This is a genomic window from Candidatus Contubernalis alkalaceticus (genome assembly GCF_022558445.1).
GTDB classification, from domain to species: Bacteria; Bacillota; Dethiobacteria; order SKNC01; family SKNC01; genus Contubernalis; species Contubernalis alkaliaceticus.
This window is the reverse complement of sequence record NZ_CP054699.1, coordinates 2,327,278-2,350,252: the sequence shown is the minus strand read 5'-3', so window position 1 is coordinate 2,350,252 and position 22,975 is coordinate 2,327,278. Positions and strand designations below refer to the sequence as shown.

Annotated in this window: 26 protein-coding genes; all 26 read left to right on the top strand. The window is 33.1% G+C overall.

Going from position 1 to position 22,975, the window contains the following annotated elements; translation table 11 throughout:
* The first annotated feature begins 83 nt into the window (after positions 1-83).
* The 26 genes from HUE98_RS11825 (at position 84) to HUE98_RS11700 (ending at position 22,726) form a co-directional block, all read left to right on the top strand.
* Complete coding sequence (locus HUE98_RS11825) at positions 84-788, top strand: GIY-YIG nuclease family protein (RefSeq protein WP_241420844.1); 705 nt, start codon at positions 84-86, stop codon at positions 786-788.
* 460 nt (positions 789-1,248) lie between these two features.
* Complete coding sequence (locus HUE98_RS11820; RefSeq protein WP_241420843.1) at positions 1,249-1,482, top strand: hypothetical protein; 234 nt, start codon at positions 1,249-1,251, stop codon at positions 1,480-1,482.
* Positions 1,482-1,847 carry a hypothetical protein gene (locus tag HUE98_RS11815; protein ID WP_241420842.1) on the top strand — a complete coding sequence of 122 codons (366 nt, stop codon included), beginning with the start codon at positions 1,482-1,484 and terminating at the stop codon, positions 1,845-1,847. Before HUE98_RS11820 ends, HUE98_RS11815 begins: the two co-directional genes overlap by 1 nt.
* Positions 1,848-1,856: 9 nt before the next feature.
* Positions 1,857-2,078: a hypothetical protein gene (locus HUE98_RS11810; protein WP_241420841.1), complete on the top strand. Its 222-nt coding sequence runs from the start codon at positions 1,857-1,859 to the stop codon at positions 2,076-2,078.
* Positions 2,079-2,591: a hypothetical protein gene (locus tag HUE98_RS11805; protein WP_241420840.1), complete on the top strand. Its 513-nt coding sequence runs from the start codon at positions 2,079-2,081 to the stop codon at positions 2,589-2,591.
* The gene (locus HUE98_RS11800; protein WP_241420839.1) at positions 2,591-2,899 is read left to right on the top strand and encodes a hypothetical protein; all 309 of its coding nucleotides are present in this window, start codon (positions 2,591-2,593) and stop codon (positions 2,897-2,899) included. The genes HUE98_RS11805 and HUE98_RS11800 overlap by 1 nt, the downstream gene beginning before the upstream one ends.
* Before the next feature lie 110 nt (positions 2,900-3,009).
* The gene (locus HUE98_RS11795; RefSeq protein WP_241420838.1) at positions 3,010-3,363 is read left to right on the top strand and encodes a hypothetical protein; all 354 of its coding nucleotides are present in this window, start codon (positions 3,010-3,012) and stop codon (positions 3,361-3,363) included.
* 160 nt (positions 3,364-3,523) lie between these two features.
* Complete coding sequence (locus HUE98_RS11790; RefSeq protein WP_241420837.1) at positions 3,524-3,916, top strand: terminase gpP N-terminus-related DNA-binding protein; 393 nt, start codon at positions 3,524-3,526, stop codon at positions 3,914-3,916.
* Between the two features lie 484 nt (positions 3,917-4,400).
* A complete protein-coding gene (gene terL, locus HUE98_RS11785) occupies positions 4,401-5,927 on the top strand; it encodes a phage terminase large subunit (protein WP_241420836.1) in 1,527 nt (508 codons plus the stop codon).
* A gap of 22 nt (positions 5,928-5,949) precedes the next feature.
* Positions 5,950-7,278, top strand: coding sequence for a phage portal protein (locus HUE98_RS11780; RefSeq protein ID WP_407080316.1), 1,329 nt, complete (start codon positions 5,950-5,952; stop codon positions 7,276-7,278).
* Positions 7,278-8,192, top strand: a complete 915-nt coding sequence (locus HUE98_RS11775) for a phage minor capsid protein (protein WP_241420834.1) — start codon at positions 7,278-7,280, stop codon at positions 8,190-8,192. Before HUE98_RS11780 ends, HUE98_RS11775 begins: the two co-directional genes overlap by 1 nt.
* A gap of 186 nt (positions 8,193-8,378) precedes the next feature.
* Positions 8,379-8,942 (top strand): hypothetical protein, encoded by a 564-nt coding sequence (locus HUE98_RS11770; RefSeq protein ID WP_241420833.1) that lies wholly within the window; start codon positions 8,379-8,381, stop codon positions 8,940-8,942.
* Positions 8,943-9,015: 73 nt separating this feature from the next.
* Entirely contained in the window at positions 9,016-9,921 is a 906-nt protein-coding gene (locus HUE98_RS11765; RefSeq protein WP_241420832.1) for a N4-gp56 family major capsid protein, read from the top strand.
* Positions 9,922-9,997: 76 nt separating this feature from the next.
* Positions 9,998-11,134: a S8/S53 family peptidase gene (locus HUE98_RS11760; RefSeq protein WP_241420831.1), complete on the top strand. Its 1,137-nt coding sequence runs from the start codon at positions 9,998-10,000 to the stop codon at positions 11,132-11,134.
* On the top strand, positions 11,135-11,434 hold the full coding sequence (locus HUE98_RS11755; RefSeq protein WP_241420830.1) for a hypothetical protein: 300 nt from the start codon (positions 11,135-11,137) through the stop codon (positions 11,432-11,434). It abuts the gene before it with no gap.
* The gene (locus HUE98_RS11750) at positions 11,434-11,808 is read left to right on the top strand and encodes an HK97 gp10 family phage protein (protein WP_241420829.1); all 375 of its coding nucleotides are present in this window, start codon (positions 11,434-11,436) and stop codon (positions 11,806-11,808) included. Before HUE98_RS11755 ends, HUE98_RS11750 begins: the two co-directional genes overlap by 1 nt.
* A gap of 57 nt (positions 11,809-11,865) precedes the next feature.
* A complete protein-coding gene (locus tag HUE98_RS11745) occupies positions 11,866-12,666 on the top strand; it encodes a hypothetical protein (RefSeq protein ID WP_241420828.1) in 801 nt (266 codons plus the stop codon).
* 10 nt (positions 12,667-12,676) lie between these two features.
* Positions 12,677-13,189 (top strand): hypothetical protein, encoded by a 513-nt coding sequence (locus HUE98_RS11740; protein WP_241420827.1) that lies wholly within the window; start codon positions 12,677-12,679, stop codon positions 13,187-13,189.
* A complete protein-coding gene (locus tag HUE98_RS11735; RefSeq protein ID WP_241420826.1) occupies positions 13,182-13,559 on the top strand; it encodes a minor capsid protein in 378 nt (125 codons plus the stop codon). The genes HUE98_RS11740 and HUE98_RS11735 overlap by 8 nt, the downstream gene beginning before the upstream one ends.
* 54 nt (positions 13,560-13,613) lie before the next feature.
* Positions 13,614-14,135, top strand: a complete 522-nt coding sequence (locus HUE98_RS11730) for a hypothetical protein (protein ID WP_241420825.1) — start codon at positions 13,614-13,616, stop codon at positions 14,133-14,135.
* A gap of 3 nt (positions 14,136-14,138) precedes the next feature.
* Positions 14,139-14,720 (top strand): 7-cyano-7-deazaguanine synthase, encoded by a 582-nt coding sequence (locus tag HUE98_RS11725; RefSeq protein WP_241420824.1) that lies wholly within the window; start codon positions 14,139-14,141, stop codon positions 14,718-14,720.
* A gap of 27 nt (positions 14,721-14,747) precedes the next feature.
* Positions 14,748-15,122 (top strand): hypothetical protein, encoded by a 375-nt coding sequence (locus HUE98_RS11720; RefSeq protein ID WP_241420823.1) that lies wholly within the window; start codon positions 14,748-14,750, stop codon positions 15,120-15,122.
* Between the two features lie 71 nt (positions 15,123-15,193).
* Positions 15,194-15,469 carry a hypothetical protein gene (locus tag HUE98_RS11715; RefSeq protein WP_241420822.1) on the top strand — a complete coding sequence of 92 codons (276 nt, stop codon included), beginning with the start codon at positions 15,194-15,196 and terminating at the stop codon, positions 15,467-15,469.
* Positions 15,470-15,672: 203 nt separating this feature from the next.
* Positions 15,673-18,150: a phage tail tape measure protein gene (locus HUE98_RS11710; RefSeq protein ID WP_241420821.1), complete on the top strand. Its 2,478-nt coding sequence runs from the start codon at positions 15,673-15,675 to the stop codon at positions 18,148-18,150.
* 34 nt (positions 18,151-18,184) lie between these two features.
* Entirely contained in the window at positions 18,185-19,075 is an 891-nt protein-coding gene (locus HUE98_RS11705; protein WP_241420820.1) for a phage tail domain-containing protein, read from the top strand.
* A gap of 15 nt (positions 19,076-19,090) precedes the next feature.
* Positions 19,091-22,726, top strand: a complete 3,636-nt coding sequence (locus HUE98_RS11700) for a phage tail protein (protein ID WP_455423875.1) — start codon at positions 19,091-19,093, stop codon at positions 22,724-22,726.
* Positions 22,727-22,975 lie beyond the last annotated feature (249 nt).

Sequence of the window (22,975 nt, the reverse complement as noted above, 5' to 3'; positions counted from 1 at the left end):
ACTTCATAAATGAGGTCTCTTTTTTAATTAAAAAATATAAAAAATAAAACCAATAAAAATTTAAAAGGAGGAAATATAAAACAATGGGTCAGATTTATAAAATCAAGAACATAGAAAACGGGATGGTATATATTGGTAGTGCGAAAAATGCGTTTGCTAGATTTGATACGCATATGAGTCAACTTGAGAATGGCAAACATTATAATCAGGAATTGCAGGCTGATTTTAACGATTTGGGTAAGGATAGTTTTGAGTTTAAAATAATTGATGAGGTTGATGAGAGATATTTAAGGTGGAAGGAATTGGATAATATATTTGGGTATGACCAGTTATATAAAATCTATAATGTGATTACTGACAAAGACAAAATTGTATATGCTGTGTGTCGGTATCTAAGTAATCAAGGTTGGCGGTTTAGGATTGATTACAAGGTTAAAGTTAAGGGTAAGAGGATGAATATTAATTTAGTCACTTTGGTTAATGATAGTTTGTTTTATTTCAATCTTAGAGACAAGCGTTATATTGATGAGAAATCGGAAAAAAATAATGAATTAAAATTGGAGCATATCAAACATGAGGAAAAATATGATGGTTATGTTAGAAAGTATCTGTTGGATATGGATTACAACGGGATGCCATGGCCTGTCGAATGGAAGATTGACCAGGTGTTAGACTATATAAAGTGGATGGAAAATAGTAAATTGTTGAATGGAGTAGTTGTTCCGATACATTGGGATGAGGAAGATTTAAAGAATGCTGAAGCATTAGAAGAAGCAAATGTAAGTTAATATATGATAGGTATATGTTGTGTCACTCGATGCAGCATTTTTTTATAATCAAATTGGCTAATTGAACCTAAATCCTTGAGGAAGGAGGGTAGAGTGATATAGGAGCCGAGTTATCTAACCCTGTGATCCCCATGTTTAAAGGGTTTTTTAAGTTGAATTTATTTTAAATGGTAAAAAATTAGGAAGATAGTTAACGTTCTGCTTAACGTTGCTATTTGTTTGTTGAGTAATTGATTTACGCTCACGATTCAAATGGGGAGTTGGTCGCTCCCCTATTTTTTATATAAAGAGGTGTTTTAAATAAAAGACAAATATGAGATTAAGCATGTTCCTTTTCGGTATTTTGTTAAGAAAAAATTAAATATTAGTTTTGATGAGATGTTAAAAGATTTCATGGAAGAGTCAAAAATTAGACAGCAGGAAATTAAAGTTAGGGAGTTAAGGAAGAGGGGGATAAAAGTTGAGCGATCTTTTAAAACGAATGAGTGATTTGAAGGATAGTGTTGTTGATGAGATTGTGGAGGAAGTAGTTGAATCTAAGAAAGTATCTGATTTGAGTGTTGAGGATTTAGAAAAGTTGATTTTAAAGGCCAGTAGGGAGGCTAATAAACATCTTTACGATGGATTGAACAAACGGATTAAACAAATAGAATTTCAAATAAGTAAAATACCTACCAAGGGGGAGAAAAATTAATGAATATTTACTTAAAACAATTTTTTGAGGAAGAAATCAAGGCAGCTAGGCAAGGTTGGGAACAAGTTGAGGGTGAGTTATTGGAGTATTTGGATAGTATTGAGGATATGGATGAGTTGAAAGAGATTTGTGAATGTGTTTGTAAGATGTTTGCTTCTTATACGGATGGTGCTAAGAAGTTTTATAAAAAGTTTGAGGATTATATTGAGAAAAGAAGTGGAAGTATTTCAGATGATGATAAGAAAAAGAATGATTTGATTAGAAAATTAATAAACGAAAATAATTTCCAGCTGGATTTAGATGATTTGCTGGGGAATAAGATAAATAATATTGTTTATGTTAAAAAACCTAAGTGGTTTAGTTAGGAGATGACTATGGATAAAACAGAGATTTGTGATATTTTGGAAGCTAATGTTGAGTATTCTGATAGTAAGTTTGATGAATTGGGTAGTAGGATGGATAGTTTGTTTAAGGATATTGATTATAAGATATGCGAATATGAGAAAAAGGTTGATGAATTAGGTGATAGAGTGGACAAGTATTTTGAAGGTTTAGTTGATTTGGTTGAGATATTGATTAAGAGAGAGGGGAAATAGATGGCTAAAAAAATTGAGGCTTTTATAAAAGATAATAAGGAAATAAATAAATGCGATAAATGCGGAAGTTTATTTGTTGATGTTCAAATGGTTATAGAAGAAGAAGTGTTGGATGATGTTGTTAAATTAACATTTGTTTGCGGTGAGTGTGGACAAGATGTAGGTTGCGGTGAGATTAAAAAGGAAGTAAAAAAGGAAAAGAAATGTGTTGGAGATAGATTGTCAGAAGCTTTGGAATGGGCTGGTTGGGAAGTTCAGTGCCAGTGGAATTATTTGATAGAGCAGATGAATGTTGTGAGTGATGAGATGATGGAAGTTAGTAGGATTATTGAAGAGCAGAAGGTTGAGCAAGAGATTAGTTTGAGGTTGGGCGATAAGGAAAGTGCTTTTGAATTGAATAATGATATATTCAAATTGAAGGATAAGTTAGAGTGTTTAGATAGTAGGTATGATGTATTGATGGATATGTGGGAGGAAATGTTTTTTGACCTTCTTCAAGGGGGTTTGGTTTAATGGATGCTATTTGTGATAAGTGTGGGTATGATTTTAGGATTGAGAGTGTTTTAGTGGAAAAGGTGGACGAGAATGTGAGTCGTCATTATTTTTGTTGTTATGAGTGTGGAGAGAAATATTACTATATGATAGTTGATGAAGAGATTGAGAAATTGTTGCTGAAGCAGAAAGAGTTACAGATGTTAAGACATTTGGCGTTAGAGGCTGAAGATTATGATAAGTATGAGGATTTATTGGAAGAATATGAAGGAAATAAGGATATTATTTTGAAGATGCAGGATGAATTGAAGTTGAAGTGTAGTGTTTAGTGGTTAGTTGATAGTGGAAATTATTATATTTATTTGTAATAATTTAGATTAAATAGCAGGGAAAACCTTCCTTTTGTTGAATTAGTGGGCAGAAGGGAGGTGATGGGTTATTGTTATACCAAGCTGTTGTATGGGAATTAAAAATTAAAACTATTGAAGATTGGGCTGTAATAGGAGATATAGGTGATAAAGATTTACATGTTGATTATTATTATAATAGCAAGGACAAGGTGAAAGAATTATGGTTTAGTGTAGATGATGAGATTATTAAAAAGATTAATGAAAAAGAGGTTCACGGATTAAAGCTAAGTTTTGAATTAACAACTAAAGAGTTTGACGAAAATGAAGAGCCTCGTATTTTGGTGAGGTATCATTTACGAATTTGTCAAAAAGTAGAAAACAAAATTTATGCTTTGAATCCAATGCATACAGTTACGATAACCAGAGAACCAATAAATAATTAAATAATGAGATTTTAATATTAGCACAATATGTAGGTATTAGATTTATTGATATACCATATATTGTGGTATTGTTTTGGTGGTTATACTATATGTTGTGGTAGGAAATAAGAGAAAAGCTACACACAAATAAACATTACTTAAAATTTTAGGGGGTGATTAAATGCTAAAAGATAATCAGTTACAAGCAGTAGAGATGTATGTTAGCGGAATGCCTGTAACTGAATTAAGTGAACAAATTGGAATAACAAGAAAAACTTTTTATGATTGGTTTAAAAAAGATGAATTCCAAAAAGCAATAGAAGAAGCATTAGAATTAAGAGTAAAAGAAATGAAGCAACAAATTAGAGGTAGGGCAAAAGAATATATTCTTATCTTAGAAGATGTTGCTAAAAAATCTAAGAACGACATGGCCCGTGTGACAGCCGTGACGAAATTATTAGGAATTATTGGTCTAGATCCTGGAACCAAGCAGGAAATAACAGTTAGTCATGGCAAAGAAGATGACTCTAAAAATGATTTAATGGATATACTTCAAAACAAAAAAGCTAGTTAACAATTACTTACATAAATGGAGATTGGCTTTAAAATAGTGTTACAATGTTACTATAAATTAAAGTAAAGTATGTAGATTGTGTTATTATATATTAAATTAATAACATTATTGGGCTGTTTTCTTGTTTGAACGTCTGGTAATAAATCTTATGTAGACTTAAAGAACATAAGTTTGGTTTAAGTTTTAACAAAAGAAAGTTTTTATACAGATATTTAAGAAAGACTCAATTCGGAATATTATCTTCCCTATTGAGTCTTTTACTTATTATGGGATTTGATAGGGGGGTATACCCTTTTTCTGGAAATCGTATAGCCCAGCCCCTATCCCTCACAAATTTTTTTACTATTTTTTTAATTCCGAAACAAAAAGAAGGTGATACAAAATCGACAAAAACGAATTGTTCCTAAAATACCTAAAAAAATATTTCTCAGATGAAGAAATCATAAACCTAATAGAATCTTATCCTTTAACAGGCCCAAAAGGTTTGCGTAAACAACTAGCAGAATTTGACATTGAGTTTTTTGCTTTGACTTATCTCCCTGATTTCTTTGATAAACCATTTTGTCAATTTCACAAAGACTTAATAAAGCAAATCAAAAATTTAACTCTAGAATATTCCTGTCAAAACTCACAGCAAATCCAAGATTTCCGTTCTAACAAACAAGGACAAAAACTTATCACCATTGCTCCAAGGGGACATGGAAAAAGTATGTTGCTTAATTTCTTGATTATCTTGTGGAGTCTATGCTTCAATAAATCCCCATTTATAGTTTGTATCTCAGCTAATGAAGCCCTGGCTCAAGATTTCCTTCAAAAAATTAAGGATGAGATTGTTTCAAATGATCTTATTTTAGAAGATTTCGGTAATCTAAAAAAAGACAGAGGTATTTGGAACGTATCTCAAATCGAACTAAGAAACGGTAGTTCTCTAATTGCTAAAGGTATCAAATCAAAAATAAGAGGCTTAACATATAAACAATGGAGACCTACTCTAATAGTTTTAGATGATATTGAAGATGATAGACAATCTAAGTCAGAAATCTCAACTGAGGAAATAAAGTCAATATTCTTTAACACCGTATTAAGTTCAGGTGATTCTTATACTGATTTTGTTTATTTAGGGACAATCATCAGTGAGAATACGCTTATAAACGAACTCTACAAATCAGCTACAGGTTGGAATAAGTTATTTTACCAGGCAGTAATCAATTTCTCAGATTCCCCTTTGTGGGAACATTGGCAAAAAATATATACTGACCTATCAAACATAAATTGTGTAGACGATGCAGATAGATTCTTCAACAAGCACAAACAAGAGATGCTTAAAGATACAAGCGTTCTATGGGAAGAGAAGAATGATTACTATTCCTTGATGAAGCAACGAATAGATTCAGGGGAAACAGCATTTTGGGCAGAACAAATGAATAATCCAAGAAGTAGTTCTGACTACATATTCCAATCCTTAACATATTGGACAGAACTCCCCAAACTTGAAGAACTAGACATATGTATGTTCGTTGACCCCGCAATGGGTAAAAAAGGTGGAGATTATTCAGCTATCACTATCTTAGGAAAGCATACTTCAACTAACTATAAATACATCATAGAAGGTTTGCTCTATAGAATCAAACCTGACAAATTATTAAACGAAATAGTTAATCTCTGTAAAAAATATCCAATTAATAAATTAGGCTTCGAGAGTGTCAACTTCCAAGAATATTTACTAGATGACTTAAAGAAAAGATTAAGTAAAGAAGAACTCTACCATGTTCTTCCTAAATCTGTTAAACCTAGATCAAACAAACATAATAGAATAATGAACCTAGAACCATTCATCTCCAGGGGTGAGATATTATTCAACAATTCAAACATCCTCTACAACAATCAAGTAAAAGACTATCACAAAAAAGTTAAGAATGATGATGCAGCTGATTCACTCCAAGGATGTTTTGAACTAATACAAAAAATAAAGAAACCTAAAAAAATCTATGACAAGCCTCAAGGCTGGTAGATTAGAAAGAAGGTGAGAGCAAATAGAAATTCAATTTGATACAACTCGACATCACAAATACGATGATTATTTAAATTTGTTTAAAAATAAACCAGAAGAAGTATTCCTTCATAGAATCCCAGGTTTTAATCAGTCAGACGTTTATTTAGCATTAGCAATTCCGAGAGAGCTACCTCTCCTATATTCTGACTTATCATTTAGAAACAATATCAATGCCACAGTCAATAACACTGATGCAAATACAGCTCTAGACAGACTAATCAACGAGAATAGTCTTGACTCTTTACTGTCAGAGGCAAGCATAGATACAGCTATCAAAGGCGGTGTGGTATTCAAAAACTATCTTGACAATGGTAAATCAAAAATAACCTATATTCAACCAGACTTCTATTTCCCTGAATTTAGTAAATTCGATAAAAGGAAAATAGTTAAAGAGACTATAGCTTATACATTTGATGATGGTAAAGGGGAATTCCTCTATCGTGAGATATATGAACCTGATGCAAATAGTCAGTATTGGTGCATAACCAAAATCAATAATTGGTATAACGGTAGAATCGGAAAACAAATATCCTCAGAAGAAATTAACATTAAACTAACCGAATCTCCATTGACCTACATACCCTATTTCCGCTCAGGTGGTGAGTTTTGGGGTTACAGTATATATGACGGTTTAGAACCTCTGTTTGATGAACTAAATCATCGGTGTAGTCAAATCTCCAAAATACTCGATAAACACTCTGACCCTAATATGTATGGAGACCCATCATTCTTAGATGAAAAAAATAATATAGCTTCAGGAGGAAAATTTTTTCCTGTAGAAACCGGAGAGGAAAAGCCAGGTTATTTAACCTGGAAATCTGAACTTGAATCCAATTTCAAGTTTATTGAGGAAGTCCTGTTTAAAATCTTATATATGGTATCTCCATTAAAACCTTCTCTTTATGGACTAGATAAGGTAGGCTCAGGAACATCAGGCAGAGTCCAAAAACTCAAAGCATTCAGGACTGAGTGTATGGTTGAGCGTAGTTTACTCTATTGGAAGCAATCTCTCAAAAAAATATTATATTTATCACAGCAATTAGAAATTATCTCAGGTAATCAAAAATATAAACCTGAAATACCTAACATTGAGATTTACGTTAGTTTGCCTAGAGATTCCTATGAACAAGCACAAGAAGAGCAATTAAAGACTGTATCTGGTTTAACTTCTGTAAAATCTGCTATTGCTAGAATCAATCCTCATTACACATCTGCTGAAGTAGAAAATGAATTCCTAGAAATCATAAATGAGGAAAACGAAAAATCTCTTCAAATGTTTTTAGGTGATAGAGGTGGAGTTGGTGAGTAATGAATCTAAACGATTTAGATAAATCAGCTAATAAATTAATTAATCTCTATAAATCTACTTATAGATATATTTTGTCTGAAATCCAGCGTAAGATTGATTTAGGACTCTCTGACAGGCATCAAAGGACAATGTTAAAAGAAATTCAATCTGAGTTAAAAAAACTAGATGAAGAAGCCTTCAAATGGAGTCACAATGTATTACCTGAATATTACAAATTAGGTATCTCTACAACTGATATAGATGTTGCCCTATTGAGTGACATTTCTTTGTTAGGAGATAGCATTAATCTTAATATTCTACATAGAAAAGCAATAGAAAATGCTGCTAATGATTTATATTTAGATTTAGCAAAAAATACATTCTATATGGAAGCAGAAGCTAAACGTATTATCAGAAATAATGCCTCTGAGATAATTAATAGAAGTATTATCACAGGTGAAAGTCAGAAAAAAATTAAGTCTGAATTAAGAAATCAACTCCAAAAAGATGGCATTCATTCGTTCATTGATTCATCAAATAAAAGATGGAAAATTGATAAATACACTGATATGGCAGTAAGAACTAAATCTCGTATCCTACATAATGATGGGACTTTAAATAGATTAAAGGAATATCAAATAAGATACCCTGCTAATCCTAATTTTGATTATGTTCAAATCTCATCTCATGGAGCAGAAGATTGGTGCAGAAATTTTGAGGGAACGGTTTGGAGTATCTCAGGCAGGAGTCAGGAATACCCTCCTGTTAGTTCTCTGCCAAATGGATATTCAACTTTACATCCTAATTGTAAACATGTATTTTTACCTTACATTCCTGCTTTGAGAGGAAAGGGTGATATTGTTTCTGATAGTTATATTGGAAAATCTGTAAAAGAACTAAATAAACAAGATTACCACATTAGGAAGGCATCTTAGAATGTTCAAAAACACTATGAAAACCGATAAATTACCCTCAAATTTCAACATTTAGAAATTAAGAAGGGTAATGTATAGGCAAGATAATTTGGATTGAATTTGAAGCAAATTTTAAGGTTTACTACTTGTTTTTTATTAGAAATTATATCGTGACTAAACACGTAAAAATGAAAGGAGATTTAATCAATGGAAGAAAATAAAAATCAGAACCAAAATGAAAACGAAAACGATAATGGGAATAACACGAATGACGATTCGCAAAATACGGGTAATACCATTCCCTATTCCAGATTCAAAGAGGTAAATGACAACTACAAAAATGTTAAGCAACAATTAGATGATTTGATTAAGAAGCAAAAAGAAGATGAAGAAGAATCAAAAAAGAAACAGGGTGAATATCAGCAGTTATATGAGCAGGTTAAGGCTGAATATGACCCATTAAAACAAGAACACGAACAAATTAAATCAGTATTCAACTCAATCTTAGAAACCAAATTAAAGCAAATACCCGAAGAATACCGGGAATTAATTCCCAATACCACAGAGATTGAGAAATTACAATGGATAGAGTCAGCCAATTCTAAAGGATTATTTTCTAAAGAACAAATCAAAGACTTTGGTAACAAAGGCGATAATCCTAATCACAGTTCAGAGATGACACTAGAAGATTTTAACAAATTGGGTTATAAGCAGAGACTTGAGTTAAGTATCAGCAATCCCAAATTATACGAACGATTATCTAAACTGTAAACTAACTACTTCTATTGAAGTAGTTTTTTAAATTAAATTAAACTAAAAAAAAGAAAAAGGATGGTATTTAAAAATGACTACAAATACAACACATTTAAGTAATTTGATTAATCCTCAAGTGATGGCAGATATGATTGCGGCCGAGTTGCCGAAGAAAATTAGGTTTGCTCCTCTAGCGGAGATTGATTTTACTCTCCAAGGACAACCTGGTAACACTATTACCCTGCCAAAATGGGTATATATTGGTGATGCTACCGTAGTGGGTGAGGGTGTAAACATTGACCTGACTAAACTCGAATCTGATACTGACACTGCTACCATAGTTAAAGTTGGTAAAGGTGTAGAGCTGACTGATGAATGTGTATTATCTGGATATGGCGATCCTGTTGGAAGTGCTAAAGACCAACTGTTAAAATCTATTTCTGCGGGTGTGGACAATGCCTGTCTAGCTGCTCTTGATAATGCCGTGTTTACTTACACTGTCGATGAAGAAGATGAAAGTTGGGAAGATGCGATTTATGCTGCTGCCGATTTATTCGATGATGAAGATGATGAGGTTAAAGTATTGTTCGTTAATACTAAAATGAAGTCTATGATTAGAAGAAGTTTAGAGTTCACGAAGCTAAAAAATATGGATTCTACTCCATTAATGGATGGCGTGTTCGGAGAAATTGGCGGTTGCCAGGTCGTGGCAAGTAAAAAAATTGCTTTAGATGCGGATACTAACACATATACGTGCTACATCGTGAAATTGGACGCACTCTCCATATTCCTCAAAAGGAATGTTATGGTCGAAAAAGAAAGAGACATTGTAGCAAAATTAACTGTCATAACCGCAGATCAGCATTTTGTTGCTCATTTAAAAGATGATAGTAAAGTCGTTAAAGTTATCGTTCCTGCGATTGATGCCGGTGCTGGAGAAGGCGAAGGAGAAGGTGAAGGAGAGGCAGTAGGTGAGGGTGAAGGAGAAGGCGTTTAGTCTTTGATTTTTTGATTTAGAATCTAAGTAGGGGGAGATTAACCTCTCCCTCTATTTTTATAAAGTAGGTGATAAAATGTTAGAGCAAAATCTAGAAAAATTTAATTATTGCGGAATTTTAAATTATCACGATTTGGGATTTAAAGGACAAAATATAAAAGTAGCAATTTTGGAGGATGAAGCAGATCCAGAAGATCATGCCAAAAAAGTAGAAAATCTGCTTTGGCAGATTGCTCCTGAAGCAGAAATACACTTTAGGAATCACGTTTTTTACAACTATAATGTCGATACGGGAGAAATCCCTCAAGAGTCATTGAATAACATAACTGACTATTATCAATCTTTGGTAAATGAAGGTTTTGATATGTTAGTTTTGAGTGAGAAAAAAAAAGTCAACCCCGACTTTGAAGATATTTTAATAGATACTGTCATTGAGAATGGCCTATATTTTACTGTATCTGCCGGAAACGATAACTCAACAATTCCTCCTGATGAATTGGCTGGCTTATCATCTACAATTTCTGTGGGTGCAGTTTTTACTCCTAGTGGTGTGATTACTAAATTTGGGTATTCTAATGATGGTGAATTGTTAGATGTATATGGTTTTGCTAACCTGCTGCTCACTGACGGATTTGTTAAAGATTATAATGCTGGTGGTGGAGTTTATTTCTCAGGAACAAGTTGTGCTAATCCATTTTTTGCTGGATTGTTGATTCTTTATCTGAATTACTGTGATGAAAACAATATAGATAGACCTACATACCCCGAATTAAGAGATTTAATTAATGCGAATGGGGAAGAAATTGATGAATATGCGAAATTATTTATACTACCAGAAATTGAAGAGGTGGTGATACCTATTAGTATTCAAAAGGCAAATGAATATTTTGAGAATAGATTGTTTAGTGATAGTTGGGATAATTCAACTACTACAAAAAAAGAAAAAGCACTAAAAACAGCAGAACAAATTATCATAAATCAATTTGACCTGAGAGAAGATGTTTTAGAATCTGATGCTTATGACCATGCAGTATATGAACAAGCAATACATTTGTTAAACTTTGGCAGAGACAGATACCAATTACAACAAGAAGGGGTAACTAACTATAAAGTTGATGATATATCTATCACTATGAGTAATAGTTTAATCTCTCCCGTTGTTAAAGGTATCCTTAAACCCTACATTTATAAAAATGTTGGGAGAGTGGTTTAATTGATTAATGATTTTTTGAATGAAGATTGTGAAATCATTCCTACTGCCAGAGATTCTTATGGCAAATATATAGAATCTACTCCAATCCCCACGAAATGTAGAGCCAAAGAGGATATTAAACAGGTTAAAAATAAAGCTGGAATTGAGAAGGTTTCAGAAATTGAGTTTTGGTTTAATCCTGATTTAGATATTGAACTTGATTATCTAATTAATCATAAATCTAAAAAACATACCATCATTAATATTAAATCAAAAAAAGATTTGAATGGTGATGTGATATATAAGGTGGTGTTTGTTTAGTGGATTTAACACTAGAGCAATTCATTGGGAAGTTATCTCAAATATCAGATGATGGTGTAAAAAAAGCACAAGAAGGAATTAATGAATGTGCTGAGGATTTATTGAATGAATCAGAAAAATTAACTCCTTTACTTGAAGGTGGATTAATGGAGTCAGGAAGTGTTGACCCTGCTACAACTCTTAGCGGAGAAATCAAGGCAAGGGTAGGATATTCAAAGGAGTATGCTCTTAGACTCCATGAAGATGTATATAAGCCTGGCCCGTTGACCAGCAAGAAACCAGGAGCAGGAAGAAAGTATCTTGAAAGAGCAACAAAAGCAAATACAGATAATTATGCAAATTACATAATGAAGAAATTAGAGGAGGTGTTTTAAATCACAAAAATACCGATTGGAATGGCTGATATATATGTTGGCGGTGAGGATGTCGGCTTGATTGGAGATGGATGTATTTTCTCCGTTGAGCAACAATATCAAGATGTTGATTTGTTCACTATACCACATTTTGATAAAGTATTAGTTGGTTGGAATGTTAGATTAAAAGTAGTTGTCAATCAAGAAAATTATTCAAAACTAAAATTAGCTCTACCGATGTTAAAACATGTTGAGCAAGGTATGGATAATTGGTTAACGGATGAACAATTATTCAAAAGAGGTAGGAATTTTGCGAAAACTATACATGTTAGGCCGCAAGACGCTGATAGTTTAAAATATGATGTTTTAATTTACAGGGGATTCCCTGTCTCTTCCTATGAGAGAAAATACGGAAAAGAAATTTCAAAGTATGAGGTTGAATTTATTGCTTTAGCAAAAGGTTTAGAGACCGATATTTCTAATTATTTTAGGATTGGGTTAGAGCCTATTGGTTCTATTGATGGTGGTAGCTATGTTGAATATAATGGAGAACTTTACCAAAAATTAACAGGTGAAAATAGTAGAGTTATAGAAACTGAGTTTGATGGTGAAGGTGTGTGGAGTGATGCTACAAGTAGACCTTTAAAGGCAGAATTAGAGGGTGGAGTTTGGACAAATGAGTTAAGAGAATTAGATGAAACTGCCTATTGGACAAGATCTGTTGCCGGTGCTGATGGTTGGTATGTTTCAACTACAGGTAGTTTTTCTAACGATGTGAAGTCAACTGTTTATTCTATCAGGAAATCTCTTTCGTTGCCTGGTGTATTAGGTATTATTAGTGGCGATGGAACGGAAGAAAATCCATTTGTTGTAGGGTAGGTGAAAAATAATGGAAGAAATTAGAATTCCTATTGGATTATGTAAATTAATATATGGCACACAAACATTAAACAATCTAGCGGATAGAGCAGTATTCCAGGCGATTCCTAAATATAAACAATTGTTTGGGGGAAAAGGGAATACTACTCAAAAATATCTGTTAGAAAAATATGATGTTTCAATGATTGTTAGTTTAACAGAGGAAAACTATGATACTTTAAAACTGTCTATACCATATCTTGAAACCTATGAACAAGGTTTTTATGACAATCCTAACAATCCAAACATGGAAGGTAAACCTTTAATCATTCATCCATCAGAAGCAGGAGAAACCAAAGAATACGACATTGTGATTTTGGATGCTATATTAAATCCTGAGAAACCTTTTGTCAGGACATACGACAAAAGAGTTGACAAAATCAATGTTCATTTTTTGGGTAGACCTGTTATGAGAAATGACAAATTGTCTTACTTTTTCATTGGCGATTGGGATAGTTCGGGGGTGTTGGATATAGATGATTGATGATATTACACAAAAAATAGAATCTGAAATAGCTGAATTAACAGAGAACGTTAATTTGTTTAAGAACTACTATCCAGATGATCCTGACACAATAGTATCAGTTATTGCTTCAGGTGGCTTTCCTCCTGATAGATATGATGTTACAAGAGAGCCAACGATTGAGATTAAAATTAGAGCTTCAGATTACAATGAAGGTATGAGTCTAGGAAATCAAATATACGACTTGTTTCATTCGAGAGAGAACTACCAATTAGGTAGTTTTTTTATTTTAAGTAGTTATGCTTATTCAGATTTATCCTATCTATATTCTGACAAACAGAATAGAGATGAGTTTAGCCTAGAGTTAGCATTTTTAGTAAAAAGAGTTTAATTTAAACGTTTAGATTAAAACAAATAAAAAATTAAGTAAAGGAAGGTGTTATACATGAGTGAAGAAATTAGAATACCTATCGGTTTAGCCGATATAACTATTGGAAGCGGAAGTGGTGAGACTCCACTAGAAGTTGAAGTTCAGGGGGATGCTGCGGTGTTAACTGTTGAGCCGATGACTGAGGCTGTTGATTTGTATACTATGCCACATTTTGACCAATTATTAGTTGGTTGGAATGTCCAATTAAAGATTGTTTTAGAGAGCGAATCTTACGAGCAAATAGAGGCTGCTTTACCATTCATCAACAAATATTCCGCTGGTTCAGATAATTGGCTTGAGGATGGAAAGTTATTCCAACGAGCAAGGGATAAAGCGTTAGAAATCACAGTTCATCCAGCAGATTTACCTGCTGATAATAAAACTTACGATGTTACTATATTTAAAGCAATTGCTACTGGAACCTATGAAAGAAAATATGGTAAAGAGGTATCCAAATACGAAATCACATTCCAAGCATTAGCTAAAACTTTAGACTATACAGAAGCAGGAAACTTCTTCCAAATTGGTGGATATTAAAGATTGGACACATTAATTAACTTTTCAGGCGGTGTAGATTCAACCTATACCGCTTTTGAGTTTTTGAGAAATAATCCTGAAGATAAATTGTTACTGCATCATATTAACTTAATTTCTCCTGAAGCGGTTAGGAGACATAAAAAGGAGTCAATTGCAGTTAACAATATTCTTAATTGGTTCAAACAAAACAAATTAAATAATTTTGAATATTTAGAAACTACATTCGATTATAAAAGTTTTGGATATACAATCAAAGATGTTGTTATCGTTATGTTTATCACTGGTGTAATGTTAAAAAATCCTAAACGCAATAATATCAAAAAAATCATTATGCCAAATAACAAAAATGATTTTAGCAGAAAAGACTATGAAAATATGGAGTTGACTAGATTCAAAGTATTTAAAGATATGGTTGATAGGGATATTGAGTTTATTTTTCCTATTAAGGAGATCTCAAAATTTGAGATCACTCAATCATTACCTAAAGATTTATTCGATTTAACCTGGTATTGCCGGAGACCATTAAGAAACGGTAAACCATGCGGAAAATGCGGAACTTGTGAAGAAGTAAATACCAAAATATAACAACCACAAAGGAGGATATTCTACAAATTGAAGAATACCAAAAAAATTAAAATACAAGATAAAAATTATGAAATCACAAAACTTTCTATTGGTCAATTCGCCAGCTTGATGCTGTCGGTGGACAATCTACCAGCAAAATTTCAGAAAGTATTTACATTTGATGAATTAGCAAATCTAACCAATGAAGCAATGTTGACAAAGATTCCTAAATTAATTGCTGAGATGCAGGATGATATTTTTAGTTTGGTCAGTGTTGCTAGTGGAATCGAAAAAGAAGAAATTGAATCAGCAGATTTTGAAGAGTTTGTTGATTTAATTACTATAATTTTAGAACTAAATAATTTCCAGGCGGTGTTCAATAAACTAAAAAACTTGGGGAAGGTTCTCCAAAGTCAGAAGTAGCAATTGATGATGGAGAGCCAATTTCGCTTGAAGAAAGAATACAAAAAATACTTTTTAATGTAGTTGACAGTTTGGCTTCAGAATATGGTTGGACAAAGGATTATATCTTATATGAGATTTACATAGATGAAGTATTTTTCATTCTAGAAAACATCAAGAAAAGAAAAAATCAGGAATTTCTAATGCAAATTCAAATTAATTCCTTCCCGCATATGGAGGAAAAATCAAGAAAAGAAATCTTAGAAATTTTTAAAGAAGAAAACAAAAAATCAACAATAAATATTAATCAAAAAACTGATTTTAGTGCTTTGGATAAGGCTAAAATGCAGTTTAACTCTAAAAATTGAGGTATCTAACGATGCCTCTTTTTTATTTAAGGTGGTGAGAAAAAATAAGTAAACAATATAATGTTGTTACCAATTTAATAGCAAAAACTACTGATTTTGTTAAGGGTATTAATGATGCAAAAAATACTTCTGAGAGTTTTTTAAAAGGTTTTCAGGAGAAAACTCAGCAAATTGGAACGTCAATGGTTAATGCCGGAACCACAATGAGCAAATATATAACTGCTCCTTTAGCTTTAGTTGGCGGTGCTGCCCTCAAAATGTCGGCTGACTTTGAGAAGGGTTTGGCTAATGTTGATACTCTTCTTGGTGGAAACGCAAAAAGAATAGATGAGTTTAAAACTGGTATCCAGGATTTGGCTATGGTTACAGGAAAGTCAACGTCTGATTTGACCGATGGTATGTATCAGGTTGTAAGTGCTTTTGGCGATACCGCTGAATCAATTAACATATTAGAAACAGCAGCCAAAGCAGGAGCAGCAGGACTTTCCTCGACGGAATCTAGTATTAATTTGTTGAGTGCTGTTATAAAGGGTTACAATCTTGATGTAAAAGAAGCTGAACAAGTATCTGATTATGCCTTCAAGACTGTTGCATTAGGCCAGACAACATTCGATGAATTAGCATCATCCATGGGAAAAGTTATTCCTTTAGCAGCAAGCATGAATTTAGGACAGGAAGAATTATGGGGAACGATGGCTACTCTAACAGGTGTCACTGGCTCAACTGCTGAGGTCACTACTCAACTAAGAGCAGTTCTTCAAGGGTTGATGAAGCCTTCTGGCGATATGCAGAAAGCACTTAAAGCAATCGGTTTTGAGTCTGGCACTGCTGCTATTGAGACATTAGGCTTAGAGGGTGTTTTGAAAGCACTAGAAGAAACCACAGGCGGTAACTCGGAGGAATTAGCAGGATTGTGGGGACAGATTGAAGCTGGTACTGCTGTATTAGCTCTAACAGGTGGACAGGCTGAAACATGGTCTGAAAAGATAGGTGAGATGGGCGATGTTGCCGGAGAGACAGCTAATGCCTTTGAAATCCAATCTCAAACTATGGCTTTCCAGTGGGAGCAGATGAAACAAGCAGGAGTTGTAGTTCTCCAAGAGATAGGTGACGCTGTTAAGGAATTAGTTATGCCGATAGCACAGGAATTGATTCCTAGAGTCCAAAAAGTCGTTGAGTGGTTTAGAAACCTTGATTCCGGAACTAAAACAATGATTGTCACTATTGCTGGATTGTTGGCTGCAATTGGGCCAATATTAGTTGTTTTGGGGACATTAATTACCTCAATCGGCACTGTTGCCGGTGCTTTGTCAGGGATAGCGTTAGGCCCGATAGCTTTAGTTGTAGGTGCTATTATAGGGTTAATTGCGATATTTAAACACTTGTGGGAAACGAACGAGGGTTTTAGAGATACTGTCTTAGAAATATGGGAAAATCTCAAACAATCAGGTATTAATATATTTGAGACATTAAAGGAAACTTTAACATCTGTTTTTGAATCTATCAAACAAACAATAGAATTTGTTTTAGATGGTATAGCTGTTTTTTGGGATAACTGGGGAGAGACTATTTTAGGTGTAGCAACTGTGATTTGGAATCAGATTGAACTAGCTATTACCACAGCCATTGAGTTAATCTCTTCAATTATCAATATTGTTTTAGCTTTAATTCGGGGAGACTGGGAAGAAGTTTGGGAAAATATTAAAGAAATTGGATTGACGATTTGGAACTTTATTTCTCAGACAGTTCAGAATATTTTTGAAGCTTTAGCAATTTTCCTTTCTGGTATTTGGACAAACATAAAAAATAAAGCAGAAGAAATATGGACAAATCTCAAAAACAGCTTAGAGGAAAGAGCCAGGAGTATGGCTGAGAGTGTTTCTAATAGGATTACAAATTTGAGAGAGACATTGTCAAATTTATGGGGTAATATGCTTGCCAAAGTAAGAGAAATTTGGGAAAATATTAGGTCAAATGCTGTATCTAAAGCATTAGAATTGTATAACAATGTAAAAACCAGGCTAGAACAACTCTGGAATTGGATAAAAGGTATTCCCTCACAAGCTTCAACCTGGGGAAGAGATATATTTGAATCTTTAAGAAGTGCAGCAGTTCAAAAGGCATCTGAGACTTATACCAATGTTAAATCTAAGTTTGATGAGATATGGACTTATTTTAAAAACTTACCTTCACAGGCTAGACAGTGGGGTAGAGATATCATTGATGGTCTTAGGAATGGTATACTTAGTTTGGCTGGCTCTGTAGGAAGTTCGGTAACTAACTTTATCAAAACCAACATTACTGACCGGATTAAAAACGCATTAAAACTTTCATCTCCATCAAAGGTAATGTTTGAGTTTGGGGAGTTTGTTTCTATCGGTCTAAGTCAAGGTATTTCAGCAAAAGCCAAAGACGTTATGGATGCTGTATCTAATATGACCGATAAAGCAATCAATATTGGAAACGTGATGCCTGATTTAAACTATGCTGTTGCTGGCGTTGGTTTTGTTGATGATTTTAAAGAGGAATCTGATGGAGTTAGTTTAAGGATTGATAAATTAATAAACATTGAAGGCAATGTTGATAAGAGCGTTATTCCTGATATTGAGAAAATAGCAAAAGAGACAGTTTCCAGAATTAATAAAACATTTAAAATGAGCGGATACAAAAGGAGAGTTTAGATACTCTCCTTTTTAAATTAAAGGAGGAAAAATATTGGACAATACAAATTTTATATTTAATGGGATTGCCAGTGAGGAATACGGTTTGAGTATAGTCAAACTAGAATCTGGCTTTTATCCCTCACCATATATCTCAGGACAACAAATTATAGAAGATAGTGTTCCTTCAAAACATTTAAATTATTTTTATGGCACTAAGAAAGAACCATTAATTTTTGATGTTACTTTTTCTTTGGATGAAGAGTTTACTCCAGAAAAAAAATATGAGATTGCTAAATGGCTTATTCATGAAGATTATAAACCATTTCAAACTTTGGACGATTTAGAAAAAATATATTATGTGATAGCCATAAATCAATCAGATTTTTACAGTGCTGGTAATGGCCAAGGATATTTTACCTTAACCTTTCAAACTGATGCTCCTTGGGCTTGGAGTCCTGTATTTGAGGAAGAGTTTGATTTTAGCGAAATTGATAGTTCAAATAAAGTATATTTTGCGGATACTGAAGTTGACCTTAATCATGAGTTAGATTTGGACACTGAATTCGATGAGGAAAATGATGCGGTTGAGTTTTTTGATACGATTTTTGATACAGAATCTTTTGCTTTAATGGAACTAGAAAATAAATCGAATATATCAAAACAATATTATCCTGAAATACAGATTGAAGCAAAAGAAACAGAGATTGAATTAATTAACTTAACCAATGAAGATCAATTGTTTAAATTTGAAGCTATAGAGGTTGATGAAAATATTTATGTCGATAATGAAAATCAAAAAATAATTTCAGACAAAGAATCAGTCCTAAGTAGATTAGGCAATTTTAACAAAGGTTGGTTAGAATTAGTTCCAGGTGTTAATCAAATTAAAGTTAACAAAAAATGTAAAGTAAAAATAAGATATCAATTTCCGATTTTTGTTTAAGGGGAGGTGTTATAAATTTTAATAGATAATATATCAAAAAAGAATATAAAGTATAGACTAATTCTCTGCCATCCAAATGAGAAAGAACTAGCAGTTTTGAGTGAAGCCCAGGACATAATATACGCTCCAAAATTTCCGACAACTGATGAGTTGTCTTTTTTTATTCCTCTACATCTAGAACGAGGGAATATAAATGAGAACTTTGATTATGTCCAGGGAGATTATTTAATTAAATTAATCACTACAGGAATTAACAACGACATAATTAGCACTAAATTTTTTATCATTGTTGAAGCTAATCCTGATTCATCCAATAATATCCAAAAAAAACAAGTCATTTGTTTGAGTAGAGAATATGAGTTAAACAAAAAATGTATCTTGGAATATGAGTATCCATCAAGAAAACTTTTTAGTCTAGTGAATGAATTAGATACTCAAGGTTTTCCGGTAGGTGTGATGAATTATATTACAACTCTAACGAGTTGGAGTTTAGATGTTGATAGTTTTTCTGCTAGACCAGATTTAATTAATAAAATCAGAAATATTGAGGTCAAAGAAACTAATATATTTGAGTTTTTAATTGAAGAAATACAAACTAATTTTGGTTGTGTATTTCTTTTTGATACAGAACAGAAAAAAATAATTTTAAGAAGTATTGAGGAGATAGGAGTAAATAGAGGCTTATATTTGTCGGAAAAAAACTATATCAAAGCAATAAATAAACAGATAAATCATGATGAGATAATAACTAGATTGTATTGCTTTGGTAAGGATAATATAAATTTTTGTAATGTAAATATTACAGGTGAGCCATATATTGAAGATTTTTCTTTTTATAAAACTACTGAATTTATGAGTCAAGATTTGATTGATGCCTTAAACAATTATGATGTTTTGTTAGAAACTGAATTTGAGATATTCACCACAAAAAAAAATGAACTTGGAATTCATTTATCAACAAAAGATAATTTAGAAAATGATTTGGTAGATAAAATTAATGAATTACACGAAATTCAAGATGATATAAACGATAGAATTGCGTCAAATGAAAGCTACAGTGACTTGAATATTGATTTGGCAGCGAAAGAAATTGAGGTATTAACTATTCAATCGGAAATAAATCATTCGACATTTGAGGAAACACAAAATACAGCTTCAGGATTAGAAGTTAAAGAAATGCTCCAAAAGCATCCTGAGTTTGATTATGAGGGAATTTCCCCGATTGATAATAATATAAATGAAAAAATAATAGAAATATTAAATGTTAGAAATTATTTAAAAAAGGAAAATCATTTTACACCGGAGCAATTAGCTGAATTAGATTATTTCGTACGAGAAGAGGTTTGGCAAGATTCTTCCATAGAAAATGCTGAAGATTTATTTAATGAAGGAAAAATTAAACTCCAAAAATTAAGTCAACCTAAGATTCAATTTAGCATTGATTCGATTGACTTCTTACAAATATTAGAAAAAAATCTAGATAAAAGTAAATTGATTTTGGGTGATTTAATTAATATATGCTTTAAGAAATTTGGAATTGATATTAAAGTCAGATTGGTTGGATATATCCACGATTATGATAACAAAAAATTAACTTTAGAATTTTCTAATAAAGATAGTTTAGATGATCCATATAATTATTTTGTTGATTTACAAAAAAACGCAATTAAAACCTCAAAAACTGTTGATGTGAGTAAACATCAATGGGATAAATCTGAGGAAAACGAATCTCTAATCAACAATTTAATTAATAACAATCTAAATACCGCAACTCAAAAAGTGTTGGCAGGTTCTAATCAAGATGTTCAGATTGATAGACAGGGTATATGGTTAACCAAGAGATTAAATGAGATTATTGAGCCTGAGCAAATGAGAATAATCAACAATATGATTGTTTTGTCTGATGATTATTTCCAGACAGCTAAAACTGCTATCAGTCCTGCTGGTGTGAATTCACAAGTGGTCTATGGAAAGATGATAGTTGGAGAGCAGGGTATATTTGAGGGTATTGATATTTTAGATGGTGAAGAAGTAGGTATCAATATTGGCAAATATTTAGATGGTGAAGAGGATAAATACGGAATTAGGATTGTTGGGCAAAATGGCGTTCAGACTCTCCTTGACAGAGAAAATAACATATTGATTAAAGATGCCGACAACAATTACAAGTTTTGGGTAGATGCGGAAGGTAATATTTGCTTTAGAGGCGTTTTGATTCAATCTCCATCGGAAGATACTTTTCCACTCCCTGTATTCAGGGGAAACTTTAGTGTATCGGCTGAATATTTTAGAGGCGATGTTGTTACTTTTAATGGTTCAACATGGCTATATATGAATGATGATAGCTCAACCGGCAATCATCCGGCTGAGAATGTATATTGGACAACGTATGCATCCCGTGGCAATGATGGGAATGATGGAGAAGATGGAAATGATGGCTTAGATGGGAATGACGGACAAGACGGACAAGACGGAAGTCCAGGAGATTCTGTCTATGTAGAGTTCTCTATAGATGGAGAAACGAATTGGCACTTTCCATATGTAGAAGGCGATTTATACATGAGGACTAAAATTGGAATTTCTGGTTCTTGGACTGATGCTATTCGCATTGTCGGGGAAGATGGAGCAGATGGCTTAGATGGTCAAGATGGCAATGATGGAGCAGATGGAGAAAAGGGCGATACTGGGCCTGGTTTGGTATTTAGAGGAGATTTTGAGGAAAGTGAGATTTATGTTTTTACTGAACATAGGAGAGATGTAGTCAGATATAATGATACTTATTATTTATTTAATGTAGAAACTGACGAAAACGGAACTACTATTTCAAGTTGGGTTATTGCTCAATGGATTAATTTTGGTGCTACTTTTTCTAGTGTAGCTACTAAACTTTTGCTTGCTGAAGATGCTAATATCTTAAAAACACTTGTTATGGGTTATGATTCAGCATCAAGCAGAGGAATTATTCGTTCTGCTGGTAAAAGTGACTACGGGGAAGGTGCTGGTTTTTGGTTAGGGCAGCACGATGCGCAGAAAGCTAAATTTGATATCGGTGATGAAAATAATTATATTCGGTGGGATGGAGAGATTTTAAATATAAAAGGCTTGCTAGAATCCATCTCTGGAACGTTTGAAACAATGGAAGCAGGAGAAGGTTTCCACAAAATAACAATCGGTAAAGAACATCCGGTATTCGGGACTCCTTATATTCTAATGAAAACAGACAATTATGCATCTTACTTCGATGGTATTCGTTGGAGGTTTTTATGGAAGGCTGGTACGGAAGATGAAAGAGTAATCGGTAATTTTAGTCCCAGTTATAATGAGGTAACAGGAGCAAAAACAATTGCTCTCGGTGCTAGTGATTGCAATATGGATTTTTTAGGCTATGCAAATACTGGGAATGTTTACCATAGAACAAAAAGAATAACCGGCACTTGTGAGTCAAATGGAGAAGCAAGGTTTGATCATGGTATCACAAATGGCTTAAATAAAATACTATCCGTAAATGTATTTGTCAAAGTGAATAGTGAAGAAATGATACCAATGAATCCTTACTCTATTGGTGATGATGATATTTTTGCTTCCGGCGGCAGTAATGGACTCCCGTTTAGAGCATTTTTGACGTATAGTGAGGATGAACACAATTGGTAGATATCTCCCTGTCACATATTTGGCAGGGAGATATTTTTTTTCTTTAAATTTGTTGAGTTAAGATACTAGGTTTAGTTATGGGTTTGGCTATAGGTGAGGTTAGGGTGCGGAGGATATGGTGTACAAGTTAAAGTGGTGATTTTTTGGGAGCTGGGGAGCCGGTATAGGAGGTTGGAGGAACGACAACTACGACAGGGAGAGTGTTTTATATTAAACATATGTTCGGAAAAGGAGTTTTACGAACAGTTA